The following is a 14,714-nucleotide window of genomic DNA, read 5'->3' on the forward strand; positions in this document are numbered from 1 at the left end:
TTCCCTCTTCCGGATTTCTTTTTTCGTTTTCATCGAGTAATTTCCAATAGTCTGAACTGGTGTTTTTATCAATTTTGTCAGGAACAAAATATTCAATTCTGTAGTTGTAATTTTCTTTAAAATCGATGCCATAGATTTTTTTTGCACCGCTTAATCGTCCGACTTCATAAGCCAAAAGCTCTCTTTCATCAGGATTTTCAAATTTTAATTGTGGATTTTTTACATATTGCTGATAACACACATTCCTTAAGCTGTCATTTTGAGGTAAATCTTCAATAACAATAATGGTAGGTTTAAATTCAGAAAAAAGTTTAGCGATGTTTTTAACTTCACGTTGGTTTTTCAAATCGTGCTCGTCAAATTCTGTACTGTTTGCATCGCTGGTTTTTCCCATGTGAAATGTCGCCACGTTTAAAACGGGAACAGCGTAATCAAATTTCGTTTTATAAATAGAAAGCTTATCGTAAGTTTGATTTTGAGCATAAATCTTAACAGCTAAAAAAAGTAGAATTGGAATCAGGAGTTTGTTGAAATTCATTTCTTTTATTTTTAATGATTAATGCCTCAAAAGTAGTTAGCATAAAATTTCTTTGAAATAGCCTTTAGACGAAGCGTGTTTTACTTCAGCTAAAATAAATTTCATCTGAAATATCGATGTGTTTGTCGAATGTGGATCAAAAGTTTTAAACGAAACTTTAAATTTGTTTTATGAATACCAAACAGTTTACCTATTTGCACTTATTCTTTTGGATCATCTATCTCATGGGTTCCGTCATTCTTCCGGGAATCGCTTATGGAATGCAGTCGGTGATTTTGGATGCTACTTTTTTTGTAGCAAGTTTTGCGTGCTTTTACATCAACTATTTTTTTGTTGTTCCTAAATTTTTTGATGCGGATAAAATTTACCATTCTGTTTTTGCCTTTTTTATCAGTGTAAGCTGCTTTGTAGGACTGAGATTTAGTATTGAACAGTGGCTTTTTCCTGCTGTTTTCAACATTAGAAATTATCCGAAAGACACCAATTTCTTTTACTATTTTTTTGACAACGTTTTCTATAGCAGTACCACGATTTTTATCAGCACTGCTTTTTGGTTTTTTAAATATTTTATCAATGCCGAAAAAGAAAAAACAGAATTGATTGAAGCGAGGAAAAACGCCGAGCTTCAGGCTTTGAAAACACAGATTAACCCACATTTTATTTTTAACTCGCTTAACAATATTTATTCGCTTGTTTATTCAAACTCTGAAAAGGCCTTGCCGGCAATTGAAAAATTGAGCAGACTGCTTCGGTACACAACGAAAGACCTTGAAAAAGATTTCATTACTTTAGATAAAGAAATTGAATATATCGAGAGTTTGACCGCTCTTGAAAAACTGAGACTTAAAAATCCTGAATTATTAGTTATAGAAAAAAATATCAACAATTCGCAACTGCAGATTTCGCCGATGATCCTTGTTCCTTTTGTTGAAAATGCTTTTAAACATGGAGATTTTCGTGATAAAGGTTTCACAATGAAAATTAATGAGGTAAAAAATCTTCTGGAATTTTTTATTACTAATTTTAAAAAGGGAAAAACAAAAGATTCGGTTTCAGGAATCGGAACTGAAAATGTGAAAAAGCGTCTCGAAATTTTATATCCTAAAAAATATGAACTGAAAATTACAGAGACAGAAACAGATTTTACAGTGAATTTAAAAATTGATTTGAATGAGGGAAATTAAATGCATCATCATTGATGATGAGCCACTTGCTATTTCGCTTCTCGGAAGTTATGTAGATAAAATTCCCTTTCTCGAACTTGTTTTCTCTTCAGAAAATCCTGTTGACGCTTTAGAATTTATTCAGAAAAATGAAGCTGAACTTGTATTTCTGGATATTCAAATGCCGGAAATTTCGGGAATTAATTTTATGAAAATTGTCGGTGAAAAATTAAAATATATTTTGACTACTGCTTATTCGGAATATGCGTTGGAAGGTTATGAACACAATATTATAGATTACCTTTTGAAGCCAATTTCTTTTGAAAGATTTTCTAAAAGTGCAGATAAAGTGAAGGAGCGTTTTTCGTTTGTAGAAAATCAGGAAGAACAGTATTTTTTCGTAAAATCTTCAGGACAAAAACATAGAATTAATTTTGATGAAATTCTTTACGTTGAAAGCATTAAAGATTATGTCAACATCAAAACCGAAAATCAGGAATATATTGTTTTAGATACTTTAAAATCTTTAGAAAATCAACTTCCTGAAAATTTTATAAGAGTGCATAAATCTTTTATTCTGAATTTAGATAAGGTTAAAAGTTTAAGCTTAAAAAAGATAAGCCTAAATTCAAGTCATGAAATTCCGATTGGAGAAAGCTATAAAATGAATCTTTTAGATAAGTTAAAATAAAAAAAGCAACTCCAATTTTGAAGTTGCTTTCATTATATATAGCAGAATTTTAATTCTCCTGTTGCTTAATCAAATTCAGAGCAGAACCTGCTTTAAACCAATCAATTTGCTGATCATTGTAAGTATGGTTTGCCACAACAATGTCTTTCGTTCCATTCGTATGAATAAATTCTAAAGTCAATTGTTTTCCCGGAGCAAACTGGTCCAGATCAAGGAAATTCACAACGTCGTCTTCCAGGATTTTATCATAATCAGATTCGTCAGCAAAAGTTAATCCCAGCATCCCTTGTTTTTTAAGGTTGGTCTCGTGAATTCTGGCAAATGATTTTACCAAAACCGCTTTTACACCCAAATGTCTCGGTTCCATTGCAGCGTGCTCTCTTGAAGAACCTTCACCGTAATTCTGATCCCCTACAACAATCGAAGGAATTCCTGCAGCTTTATATTCTCTTTGTACAGCTGGAACTTCTCCGTATTCTCCGGTCAGTTCGTTTTTCACCTTGTTGGTTTCCATGTTGTAAGCGTTTACCGCTCCAATCAACATATTGTTTGAAATATTGTCAAGGTGACCTCTGTATTTCAACCAAGGGCCAGCCATAGAAATGTGGTCGGTTGTACATTTTCCGAAAGCTTTAATCAAAACTCTCGCTCCTGTAATATTTTTACCGTCCCAAGCCGGAAATTCTTCCAATAACTGCAATCTGTCAGAAGTCGGACTCACTTTTACTTCAACCGAAGAACCGTCTTCTGAAGGTGCCTGATAACCATTGTCATCAACGGCAAAACCCTTTGAAGGTAATTCAGAACCGCTTGGTTCGTTTAGTTTGATCTGTTCCCCGTTTTCAGCAGTTAAAGTATCTGTAATTGGATTAAAATCTAATCTTCCTGAAATCGCAATCGCCGCAACCATTTCCGGTGAAGCTACAAATGCATGGGTATTCGGGTTTCCGTCTGCTCTTTTTGCAAAGTTTCTGTTGAAAGAGTGAATGATTGAGTTTTTCTCACCTTTTTCAGCACCTTCTCTATCCCATTGCCCGATGCAAGGTCCGCAAGCGTTAGTGAAAATTCTTGCATTTTCAAATTTTCTGAAAGAATCTAAGAATCCGTCTCTTTCTGCAGTGAATTTTACCTGTTCAGAACCTGGGTTAATTCCCAAAATGGCTTTAGGTTTTACGCCTTTTGCAACTGCATCTTCAACAATAGAAGCTGCTCTTGATAAATCCTCGTAAGATGAGTTGGTACAAGAACCGATTAATGCCCATTCCACTTCAATTGGCCATCCGTTGGCTTCTGCTTTAGCTTTAAATTCTGAAACCGGAGTTGCTAAATCGGGTGTAAAAGGTCCGTTTAGATGAGGAGCTAATTCTGAAAGGTTAATCTCAATAACCTGATCGAAATATTGTTCAGGATTTGCATAAACTTCAGCATCACCTGTTAAGTGTTCAGCAACTTGATCGGCTGCATCTACAACATCCTGTCTTCCTGTTGAAGCAAGATATCTTCTCATCGAGTCATCATATCCGAAAGTAGAGGTGGTTGCACCAATTTCTGCACCCATGTTGCAGATTGTTCCTTTTCCTGTCGCTGATAAAGAAATGGCGCCGTCTCCGAAGTATTCAACAATACATCCAGTTCCTCCTTTTACGGTAAGAATTCCTGCAACTTTTAAGATAACATCTTTAGCTGAAGTCCAGCCCGACATTTTCCCTGTTAATTTTACACCGATTAATTTTGGCATTTTCAATTCCCAGGCCATTCCAGCCATTACGTCAACGGCATCTGCACCACCAACTCCGATGGCAACCATTCCTAAACCTCCGGCGTTTACCGTATGAGAGTCAGTTCCAATCATCATTCCCCCCGGAAATGCATAGTTTTCAAGAACAACCTGGTGGATGATTCCAGCTCCCGGTTTCCAGAAACCGATTCCGTATTTGTCGCAAACGGAACTTAAAAAATTGAAAACTTCGGAGTTTTTGTTAATTCCTTCCTGTAAATCTGCTTCTGCACCTACTCTTGCCTGAATCAGGTGATCGGCGTGAGCTGTTGAAGGTACAGCAACTTTGGCTTTTCCTGCCTGCATAAACTGTAAAAGTGCCATCTGTGCAGTAGCATCCTGCATTGCAACTCTGTCTGGAGCAAAATCTACATAAGAATTTCCTCTTTCATGTTCTTTTGTTGCGTTTCCTTCCCATAAGTGAGTGTAAAGGATTTTTTCTGAAAGTGTCAACGGCTTTCCTGTAATTTCTCTTGCTGCTGCAATGCGTTCAGGATAGCGTTCGTACACTTTTTTGATCATGTCAATGTCGAATGTCATATCTATTTTAATTTTCTATTTTCAAAAGGAGATTTTCCCGCTTTCTTTATCAGCGTAAAGAGTAAAACAGGAAAATTATTTCGGTAAAGATTCATCAAATACCATTCCGACGCCCGAAGTGACAGGATTTATATGATGAATAACTACCATAATTTATACCTATCAAGTTAAGAAAAAATTAAACCTTACTCGTTGATTTATATCAAAATAATTCTTGATAAGCTTAAATAGAACTGTTCTAAAAAAGAAAACTTTCCTTGTAATTGAGGTATATTTTTCATGTCATTTTTTACCTAAAAAAATGACATGAAAAATATTTTAGGTAGGTATTTTTAAACTATAAAAGTCTTTTATTGTGGCTGTTTTTACTATATGGTAAGATTTTTATTTTCTTCTTTTTATTGATGATAATTCAATGATAAGGTGTTAATCATTGTAATATAATTGTATTTTTTGTTAATATTTTGCTTTTTATTTGTAATTAAAAATGTTTTTTTTGAAGTAGCTTTACATACGATTGTAATCACTTATTGATGAATTGTATTTGATCTAATTTATTTTCACTAAAAAATCAACCAACAAATATTAAAATCATGAACAAAGAAAAACTAAAACTGTATGTGAATCTTAGAAGTACTATTACTGATATAATTAGGAAATCGGGTATCTTATTTTTATTGCTCTTCGGAGTTTCCTCACAAATTAACGCACAACGAACAGTTGAAAAACTCAATCGAGGTTTAGTTGCAATGCGTTTAAATGCTAATCAGGTTTATGTAGGTTGGAGAATGTTGGGAACCGAAGAAACAAATACAAGCTATAACCTGTATTTTAATAATGTAAAAGTAGCGGGAAGTCCTTTTACAACCACTACAAATTTTAATCACGATATTACGACCAACGGAACTTACACCGTTCGTGCCATTATTAATGGTGTAGAACAGCCAGCTTCAGAGCCTGCTACTGTATGGACAAATCCATATTTAGACATTGCAATGCAGATTCCTCCCGGAGGAACTACTGTAAGCGGGTCTTATACCTATGAAATAAATGACTGCAGCGTGGGTGACGTAGACGGAGACGGACAGTACGAAATTTTCGTTAAATGGGATCCAACCAATTCAAAAGACAATTCACAGCCCGGTTTTACGGGCAACGTTTATATTGACTGCTATCGCTTAGACGGAACACGTTTATGGAGAATCGATTTAGGAAAAAACATCCGTGCTGGTGCTCATTATACCCAGTTTATGGTGTATGATTTGGATTCGGATGGAAAAGCAGAATTGGCTTGCAGAACATCTGACGGAACCATAGATGGAGCTGGAGTTGTTATTGGAGATGCAACAGCAGATTACAGAAATCCAAACGGAAGTACAACATCAACAAGTACTTATGGTGCAGTTATATCAGGTCCTGAGTTTCTAACTATTTTTAATGGTGAAACAGGAAAAGCAATGGATACAACCAATTATTTGCCTGTACGCGGAAGCGTATCTTCTTGGGGAGATAGTTATGGAGGCCGTTCTGAGCGTTTTCTTGCTGCTGTTGCTTATCTTGACGGATCTAAACCCAGTCTAATAATGGGACGAGGTTATTACACAAGACTCGTACGTGTGGCTTGGGACTGGAGAAACGGTAAGCTTTCGCAACGATGGATTTTTGATAGTAGTACTTCTGGAAATTCTGCAGCAGCAGGCATGGGGAATCATCAAATGACTGTAGGCGATGTTGATGGTGATGGCAAAGACGAAATAATTAACGGTTCCAGTGCTATTGATGATGATGGTACTTTGTTATTTGCTAATACTTTAGGTCATGGGGATGCTTTACATATGACTGATATGGATCCGGATCGTCCTGGAATGGAAATATGGCAGTGTTTAGAAGAACCTGCTAAATATAAAACGAATGGTTTGGTTTTTTTAGACGCAAAAACAGGGGCTACATTATGGGGAATACCTTCAACTGGAGACATAGGACGTTGTAATGCTGCAGATATTGACCCACGTTACAAAGGTTATGAATGTTTTGGAAGCGCAAATGGCGTAAACTATTTGATGGATTGTAAAGGAAATCTAATCAGCAATAAAAAACCGACACAAAATTTTTCTATCTGGTGGGATGGAGATTTGAACCGTGAATTATTAGATTCGAATAAAATAGATAAATGGGATTATATTAATGGGAAAACCGTTAATATACTTACTGCTACAGGATATTCATCAAACAACACCACAAAAGCTACCCCAAGTTTAAGTGCTGATCTTTTTGGAGATTGGAGAGAAGAGGTGGTATTTCGTAAAAATGATAATACTTCCATCAGGATTTATACAACAAATATGGCCACAACCCATAAATTGTATACTTTGATGCACGATACTCAATATAGAACGGCTATTGCGTGGCAAAATTCGGCTTACAACCAGCCTCCTCATCCAAGTTTTTATTTAGGAGTAGATATGGCAGCACAAACAAAGCCAAATGTAGTTACTGCGGGAGCAAATTCATTTCAGAATGTGCAATCAGCTAATGCTGTGATTTATCCGAATCCTGCTGGTCAAAATTTTACAATTAAGGCTGAAGGAGTGTTTACTTATGCCATTCATAATATGTTAGGTGTAAGAGTGGGCTCTGGAAAAGGAAAAGACCAAGTTGAAGTGAGCTCTTCGGGTACAGGCGTATTCATTGTTACGGTTCAGTCTGAAAAAGGAACATCAAATATCAAATTGATAAAAGAATAGGAAATAATTAATTGCCGGATTTTGGTAATATGATTGATTTTATGGTAAAGGTTTTTAAGTAAATCTTTGCCATAATTTTTATTAAAATTGATTCCATAAAAAAAGGAAGACTTCGCAAGAAATCTTCCTTTTATATTTAAAGTTTAGCCTAAAAATTAATGACCAACAGTTACCAATTCTTTGATAGATGGTACAAAAGTCGTCAAATCAATTCCTTCAACAGCTGTTTTGTATTCTTCAATACTTGGGATTCTACCAATAATAGCAGATAAAACAACAACCGGAGTTGATGCCAATAAAGATTCTCCTTTTTTACGTTCAGAATCTTCCACAACTCTTCCTTGGAAAAGACGCGTAGAGGTTGCCAGAACGGTATCTCCTTTCTCAGCTTTTTCCTGGTTACCCATACAAAGGTTACAACCTGGACGCTCAAGATACATCATATTTTCATACTGAGTACGGGCTTCACCTTTAGGGGCGTTGTCGTTGAATTCAAAACCTGAATATTTTTCCAGTAATTCCCAGTCGCCTTCAGCTTTTAACTCATCAATGATGTTATAAGTAGGAGCTGCAACCACTAATGGAGCTTTGAACTCTACTTTACCATTTTGTTTTTCAATGTTTTTCAACATTTGAGAAACAATTTTAAGGTCACCTTTGTGAACCATACAAGATCCTACGAAACCAAGATCAACTTTTTTCTCACCTCCGTAGAAAGTAAGGTCTCTGATGGTGTCGTGTGTGTATCTTTTAGAAACATCGTCGTTGTTTACGTCTGGGTCAGCAATCATTGGTTCAACAATAATGTCTAGGTCAACAACAACTTCAGCGTAATATTTTGCATTAGCATCCGGGGTCAAAGCAGGTTTATCACCAGTTCTGATTTCCTCGATTCTCTTGTTTGCTTTATTAATTAGACCTTGAAGAACGTGATTGTGATTATCCATTCCTTTGTCAATCATAATCTGGATTCTGCTTTTCGCAATTTCCAATGATTCAATCAAAGTATCGTCTTCAGAGATACAGATAGAAGCTTTAGCTTTCATTTCTGCAGTCCAGTCTGTAAATGTAAACGCCTGGTCAGCTGGAAGAGTTCCAATGTGAACTTCGATAATTCTACCCTGGAAAACATTCTCACCGTCAAATTGCTTCAACATCTGAGCCTGAGTTGCGTGAACGACATCACGGAAATCCATATGCTCTTTCATATTTCCTTTGAAAGTCACTTTCACAGATTCAGGAATCGGCATTGAAGCTTCACCTGTTGCTAAAGCCAAAGCTACCGTTCCAGAGTCAGCTCCGAAAGCAACTCCTTTAGACATTCTTGTGTGAGAGTCACCTCCGATGATGATTGCCCATTCGTCAACCGTAATATCGTTAAGAACTTTGTGAATAACGTCTGTCATTGCGTGGTATTCACCTTTCGGGTCACGGGCTGTGATTACACCGAAATCGTTCATAAATTTCATTAATTTAGGAATATTCGCCTGCGCTTTTTTATCCCAAACTGAAGCGGTGTGACATCCAGACTGATAAGCTCCGTCTACGATTGGAGAAATCACGGTTGCAGCCATAGACTCCAATTCCTGAGAAGTCATCAAACCTGTTGTATCCTGAGAACCAACAATGTTTACTTCTACACGAACGTCTGAACCTGCGTGTAACAATTTACCATCAGTAACTCCAACTGCATTTCTGTTGAAGATTTTTTCAACGGCAGTCAAACCTTGCCCTTCGATAGAAATTTCTTTAGAAGGAGCGAAAACTAGAGGAGCTGTAATTCCTAAAGTTTTAGCAGCGAACGTCTGAATTTTTTTACCGAAAACGATAGCGTAAGAACCACCAGCTTTGATAAATTCTAATTTTTGAGGAGTAAATGATTTTGAAATATCTTTCAGTTCAGTTTCTCCGTTGTATAATTTCTTTTCTTTCGTATTGATTGTAAGAACAGTTCCTGTAGCAACTGAATATTTTTCTTCTAAAACGATGTCGCCATTTTCGTTACGAACAGGCGTTCCGTTTTCGTCAGTTTTCTTTACCCAGTTTTGAAGGTCTATTCCGATACCTCCGGTTACGTCAACAGTTGTTAAGAAAATTGGAGAAATACCGTTTGTTCCAGCTACAATTGGAGCGATGTTTACGAAAGGTACGTATGGACTTGCCTGTTTTCCCGTCCAAAGTGCAACGTTATTTACACCAGACATACGGGAAGAACCAACTCCCATTGTTCCTTTTTCAGCGATAAGCATTACACTTGCATCAGGATGTTGAGCCTGTAAAGCTTTTATTTCTTCCTGTTGGGCAGGAGACATCATGCATTGTCCGTGCAATTCACGGTCAGAACGAGAGTGTGCCTGATTTCCCGGAGATAATAAATCGGTAGAAATATCACCTTCTGCAGCAATGTAAGTAACGATTTTAATTTCTTCCGCAACTTGTGGAAGTTTAGTGAAAAATTCTGCTTTTGCATAGCTTTCCAAAATATCTTTAGCAATTACACTCCCCAGTTCGTAAGCTTCTTTCAAACGGGCTGTATCAGCATCATACAAATAAACCTGAGTTTTAAGAACTTCAGCAGCTTGTTTTGCTGTAGCTTCATCATTTCCTAAAGCCAAATCAAGAAGAACTTCGATTGATGGTCCACCTTTCATGTGAGACAATAGCTCAAATGCAAACGTAGGAGTGATTTCAGCAACTACAGATTCACCAAGGATAATTTCCTTTAAAAACTTAGCTTTTACACCAGCTGCACTTGTTGTACCCGGTAAAGTATTGTAAATGAAAAATTTTAATGAATCAGCTCTGTGTTCGTTGGCTGTATCTTTGATTTGCTCAATAATTGCGCTTGTTAAATCAGCACCGTCAATTGGTTTTGGGTGAAGCCCCTGTGTTTTTCTTTCCTCGATTTCTTGGATGTAATCCTGATAAATATTCATAATTCTAGACGTCTTTTCAAACTTTTTATTAGAAATAGGTCACAATAACGTTGTGACGAACCTTTGTTGTTTAGCTTAAATGTACTGAAATATTTTGATATTCAGTGTTTTATACTGCGATTTTGTGTTCGCTCAGAAAAATCAATAAAAATTAATCTGAAAGTTTTTAATCCCAACTTTTATAAATGATAAAACCTCAAAGTCTTATCTGTAAAACGATTGCAAAATAATCTGCTGATTAAAATTGTTCCCAAAATTACGAAATTTCTGTATTTTTTTTAAGTATCGTTATTTAGATTGTTTATAAATATATGTTTTATAAATTCTATTTTACTAAATTTGAAGCATAAAAACTAAACATGATGATTCCCAAAGTTCCTACCAAGATGACCTTATTGGCATTTACTCTATTGAGTTTACTCTTTGATTCTCAGTCTAAATCTGTAAAAAACAAACAAATACAAAAGTCTCCGGTTAAAAAAACAGCTGTTCAGGTATCTGTTTCAGATGATGTTTTACCCAAAGATGTTGTGATGCTGGATGAAGAGGTTCCTTTGCTTATACCCCAAAAGAAAAACGGAAAATTTGGTTATGTGAACCAGAGTGGTAAGTTCATTATTCAGCCAGATTATCATATTGCACTGTTTTTTGGTGAAGACTGCAATCTTCTTTACTCACCCAATGAAAAAGTGAAAAGGTTTGGTTCAAAAAACTATGCAACAGTTGATAAAGGTGGGATTTCTTACCGAATCAACATGTCCGGAAAAATTGTTTACACCTATAAACCGGCAGATTTGGGAGTTTGTAAAACCGAATATAAAAAAGCGCGCTTCCACGCTTATCGTTTGAATGGAAAATATGGTTTAATAGAAGATGGACGATTTGTAAATCCTGCAGATAAAAAACAATACACCATTTATCCTACCTACGATTTTCTTTTTGTGATGGAAAGTAATGATGTTGCCAATCCTATGATTATCGCAACGACTAATGATAAATTTGGTATCGTGAATGTAAAAAATGAAACAATCATCCCTTTCGAGTACCGTGACATCAAAAGAAATTACAGCTGGAAATTAGGCGGAATGTTTGAAGTAACAAAAGACGATATCAACTATTATTACATCGATATTCACAACAAATCTTACAGGTAAAAAATAATTCTCCACTGTATCTAAAAAAGTACTACTTTTGCCGATGAAATTAAAGGGGTGCCCCAACCGGAGCTGAGATTATACCCAATGAACCTGGAACAGGTAATGCTGTTTAGGGAATTTTGTAAGTGTATCAATATATCAATGTACCAGTTTACCAATGTTTCGACATTGTTCCATTGTTAGATTTTCAAATTGTTACATTTTTTTAATCGCCCCTTTTATTCAGTTAAATTTTAAAAATTTATAAGAATGAAAGGATTTGTTTTTTTAGGGCTTACCGTAGCCGCCAATTTTCTGAATGCTCAAACCGCAGACACTGTTTCTGTAAGAGAGATTGAAGCTGTGAGCTTCACCAAAAGACTTCCAGTCGCCAAAGAAATCATTAATGTACAAAGAGATCTAGACAGCAAGAATCTCGGACAGGATCTTCCGATGTTACTGAAAAATCAAACGTCTATTATTTCCACTTCGGATGCCGGAAACGGCGTTGGATACACGGGTTTCAGAATTCGTGGGGTTGCGGGAAGAGGTATTAATGTGATGATGAACGGTGTACCGTTTAATGATTCTGAAAGTCAGGGAACTTTTTTTGTGAATGTTCCGGATCTCACGAGTTCAGCTTCGCAGGTTGTGATTCAGCGTGGTGTAGGAACTTCAAACAATGGAGTTTCGGCGTTTGGAGCGAGTATTAATATCATTTCAAAAGAGCCTGAAGAGAAGTTTTATTTTAAGACAGATGACAGTTATGGTTCATTTAATACCTATAAATATTCAGCTGAAATAGGTTCCGGGAAATTCTGGAAAGACCGTCTTTCTGTGATGGGAAGATATTCTCAGATTCATTCCGATGGCTTTATTGACCGCGCTTCGTCTGATTTACATTCGTATAATTTTACTGCTTTGTTTGAAGAGGGTAAAACTAAACTTAGGTTGATGACTTTTGGCGGAAAAGAAAAAACCTATCAGGCGTGGAATGGGGTAGACAGAAAAACCTGGGAAACGAATCCTAAATTCAATGCTTCCGGAGCTATTTATGATGCCAATTGGGAGAATATTGTTGGATTTTACGATAACGAAACCGATAATTACCGACAAAATCACTATCAGTTACTGTGGGAACAGGGTTTAAATGAAAACTGGAGTCTTGAAACTACACTTCATTACACAAAAGGCCGTGGTTATTATGAAAATTACAAGCAGGGCGATCCTTTTGCGAGATACAATCTTCCGGATATTAATGGCGGAGAGTATTCAGATTTTATCAGAAAAAAATGGCTGAATAATGATTTCTACGGCGTTGTTTCTACATTGTACGGGAAATTTGACAATTTAGATTTAAATTTTGGCGTTGTAGGAAATCAGTACTATGGAAGACATTACGGAAATGTAACTGATGTTTTCAATCCTCAGATTGTAGAATCTGAATATTACCGAAACCGTTCGGTGAAGAATGAAGTCGCAGGTTTTGCAAAAGCTTTAGTCACTGTCAATAATTTTGAATTCTTCGGAGATCTTCAAATAAGAAATATTGATTATGATACCAAAATTCTTCAGGCAGGAGATTTTGAAGGTGCTGACTTAAATAAAAACTGGCTGTTTTTCAATCCGAAAGCCGGTGTAAATTACAAAATCGGTGGCGGAAAAGTATTTGTTTCTTACGCCCACGCACAGCGCGAACCGAATCGTGATGATTTGATTTCAGACAACGATGTGAAATCTGAAAAACTTCATGACTTCGAAGCAGGATTTGAAAAGCAGTTTGGTAAAGTTGCCTTTACAGCCAATCTTTATTATATGTATTATCTGAATCAGTTGGTTTTAAACGGGCAGATCAGCAATATCGGAGAATTTATCAGAACCAATTCCGGTAAAAGTTACAGACGTGGAATTGAAGTTGGTGCTTTGGCAAAGATCACAAAACAGTTTGAAATTTCAGCAAACGTAAGTGCGAGCCAAAATCAAAATTTAGATTTCAAGATTGAAAATACTTCGGGAATTCAGAATCTGGGAGATACGAAAATTTCTTTTTCTCCGAACTTAATTGCCAATTTAACTCTGAAATACAGTCCGGTAAAGAATTTTCAGTTTATCCTGACCAATCAATATGTCGGAAAGCAATATTTAGACAATACCCAAACTCAGGATTTGCAGCTTAAAGATTATTTGCTGACAGACTTCAACGCACAATATGATTTTAAAATCAAAAAACATGAAATTGCTTTAAAGCTTTTGGTAAACAATATTTTAGATCAGAAGTATGTAAACAACGGCTACGTCTATAACGGACCAATTTATTTTTCTCAGGCAGGTACCAACTTTATGTTTGGCATCAGCTGGAAAATTCAATAAAACACCAAATCATTTTTTATACCTTTCTAATAATTTAGAATTAATTTTAAAGACTGTTTCGGCAGTCTTTTTTTTATGTAAAAATAGATGAGTTTACATTGTTAAACAATAATGTAAGTATTATTGTTTGTCTTTGAAAACGTACCGGTTAAAGTAAAAACTGCTTACTTTCTAAAAATTTAATTTTCTCTTTTAAAAAATCTATTTCCTGTATTAAATTTAATGGATTTTGAGTTGTTTCTACTTTGTAGTCTTCATAAATTTCTTCTACAGACACGCTGAGTAATTTTGCGATGAGCAGCCATTCGTTATCAGCAATTTTTATTTTACCCTTTTCTCTTCTGTTGTATTGAGCCTGACTGATCTTAAGATAGGTTGCTATATCAGCTTGCGTCATCTTTTTTATCTTCCTTGTAGAAATTAATTTTTCGTTCTTCATTTTGTGAAATATGTTTGGTGGGACGAAATTAATATAATTTTTCGTATTTCAAAATTATAGCCTATAAAAAGCTATAATTTTTACTTTGTTGAGTGAATTATCTTATTTAGTTTTGAGATGTCAATAGTGACACAAAATTTTAAAAATTTAATTAAAATGAACAAATTAAGTTTAGATGCTCTTAAGCAAAGAGCTGAAGCAGTTGCTTCTGAAGAATTATTAGCTACTATTTCTGGCGGATTGGAAAATTCTTGTCATTACAAATTAGAACCTACATCACTACCTCCAAAAATTGATGTTGGTCCAATGCCTACACCTCCACCCCCCCCGACTAGTACAGTACTTACTTTTTAATTTTAATAGAATAAGTAAATTTTACA

General features: G+C 35.6%; 10 protein-coding genes. 6 read left to right on the forward strand and 4 right to left on the reverse strand.

The annotated features are described in order from the left end of the window. Positions 1 to 538, reverse strand: a 538-nt coding sequence (locus tag AC2A1G_RS16120) for a DUF5694 domain-containing protein (protein WP_484047930.1), incomplete at its 3' end; no start/stop codon positions are given. 170 nt (positions 539 to 708) lie between these two features. On the opposite strand from AC2A1G_RS16120, the gene AC2A1G_RS16125 reads away from it, so the two are divergent. Both AC2A1G_RS16125 and AC2A1G_RS16130 read left to right on the forward strand, forming a co-directional pair. Then, positions 709 to 1,722 carry a sensor histidine kinase gene (locus AC2A1G_RS16125; RefSeq protein ID WP_484047931.1) on the forward strand — a complete coding sequence of 338 codons (1,014 nt, stop codon included), beginning with the start codon at positions 709 to 711 and terminating at the stop codon, positions 1,720 to 1,722. Continuing rightward, a complete protein-coding gene (locus AC2A1G_RS16130) occupies positions 1,709 to 2,392 on the forward strand; it encodes a LytR/AlgR family response regulator transcription factor (RefSeq protein WP_484047932.1) in 684 nt (227 codons plus the stop codon). Before AC2A1G_RS16125 ends, AC2A1G_RS16130 begins: the two co-directional genes overlap by 14 nt. 49 nt (positions 2,393 to 2,441) lie before the next feature. On the opposite strand, the gene AC2A1G_RS16135 is transcribed toward AC2A1G_RS16130, so the two are convergent. After that, positions 2,442 to 4,709, reverse strand: coding sequence for an aconitate hydratase (locus AC2A1G_RS16135; RefSeq protein WP_484047933.1), 2,268 nt, complete (start codon positions 4,707 to 4,709; stop codon positions 2,442 to 2,444). A 593-nt stretch (positions 4,710 to 5,302) separates the two neighbouring features. On the opposite strand from AC2A1G_RS16135, the gene AC2A1G_RS16140 reads away from it, so the two are divergent. Continuing rightward, positions 5,303 to 7,453, forward strand: a complete 2,151-nt coding sequence (locus AC2A1G_RS16140) for a rhamnogalacturonan lyase family protein (protein WP_484047934.1) — start codon at positions 5,303 to 5,305, stop codon at positions 7,451 to 7,453. Between the two features lie 155 nt (positions 7,454 to 7,608). Here the strand turns inward: AC2A1G_RS16140 and AC2A1G_RS16145 are convergent, their stop codons facing one another. Then, positions 7,609 to 10,389, reverse strand: a complete 2,781-nt coding sequence (locus tag AC2A1G_RS16145) for a bifunctional aconitate hydratase 2/2-methylisocitrate dehydratase (protein WP_484047935.1) — start codon at positions 10,387 to 10,389, stop codon at positions 7,609 to 7,611. Between the two features lie 359 nt (positions 10,390 to 10,748). Here AC2A1G_RS16145 and AC2A1G_RS16150 point away from each other — a divergent pair, with 359 nt between their 5' ends. Together AC2A1G_RS16150 and AC2A1G_RS16155 are read left to right on the forward strand one after the other, a co-directional pair. Then, on the forward strand, positions 10,749 to 11,543 hold the full coding sequence (locus tag AC2A1G_RS16150; RefSeq protein ID WP_484047936.1) for a WG repeat-containing protein: 795 nt from the start codon (positions 10,749 to 10,751) through the stop codon (positions 11,541 to 11,543). A gap of 252 nt (positions 11,544 to 11,795) precedes the next feature. Further along, entirely contained in the window at positions 11,796 to 13,895 is a 2,100-nt protein-coding gene (locus tag AC2A1G_RS16155; protein WP_484047937.1) for a TonB-dependent receptor, read from the forward strand. A gap of 148 nt (positions 13,896 to 14,043) precedes the next feature. On the opposite strand, the gene AC2A1G_RS16160 is transcribed toward AC2A1G_RS16155, so the two are convergent. Continuing rightward, complete coding sequence (locus tag AC2A1G_RS16160; protein WP_484047938.1) at positions 14,044 to 14,334, reverse strand: helix-turn-helix transcriptional regulator; 291 nt, start codon at positions 14,332 to 14,334, stop codon at positions 14,044 to 14,046. Positions 14,335 to 14,490: 156 nt separating this feature from the next. On the opposite strand from AC2A1G_RS16160, the gene AC2A1G_RS16165 reads away from it, so the two are divergent. After that, positions 14,491 to 14,688 carry a hypothetical protein gene (locus tag AC2A1G_RS16165; RefSeq protein ID WP_484047939.1) on the forward strand — a complete coding sequence of 66 codons (198 nt, stop codon included), beginning with the start codon at positions 14,491 to 14,493 and terminating at the stop codon, positions 14,686 to 14,688. The last annotated feature ends 26 nt before the right edge of the window (positions 14,689 to 14,714 follow it).

The organism is Chryseobacterium sp. HNCC26DJ240 (assembly GCF_057180485.1).

Bases quoted from the DNA above. Each gene is read 5' to 3' on its own strand.
- AC2A1G_RS16125 (WP_484047931.1), top strand. From the start codon at position 709: ATGAATACCAAACAGTTTACCTATTTGCACTTATTCTTTTGGATCATC.
- AC2A1G_RS16165 (WP_484047939.1), top strand. From the start codon at position 14,491: ATGAACAAATTAAGTTTAGATGCTCTTAAGCAAAGAGCTGAAGCAGTT.
- AC2A1G_RS16140 (WP_484047934.1), top strand. From the start codon at position 5,303: ATGAACAAAGAAAAACTAAAACTGTATGTGAATCTTAGAAGTACTATT.
- AC2A1G_RS16150 (WP_484047936.1), top strand. From the start codon at position 10,749: ATGATGATTCCCAAAGTTCCTACCAAGATGACCTTATTGGCATTTACT.
- AC2A1G_RS16145 (WP_484047935.1), bottom strand. From the start codon at position 10,389: ATGAATATTTATCAGGATTACATCCAAGAAATCGAGGAAAGAAAAACA.
- AC2A1G_RS16135 (WP_484047933.1), bottom strand. From the start codon at position 4,709: ATGACATTCGACATTGACATGATCAAAAAAGTGTACGAACGCTATCCT.
- AC2A1G_RS16160 (WP_484047938.1), bottom strand. From the start codon at position 14,334: ATGAAGAACGAAAAATTAATTTCTACAAGGAAGATAAAAAAGATGACG.
- AC2A1G_RS16130 (WP_484047932.1), top strand. From the start codon at position 1,709: ATGAGGGAAATTAAATGCATCATCATTGATGATGAGCCACTTGCTATT.
- AC2A1G_RS16155 (WP_484047937.1), top strand. From the start codon at position 11,796: ATGAAAGGATTTGTTTTTTTAGGGCTTACCGTAGCCGCCAATTTTCTG.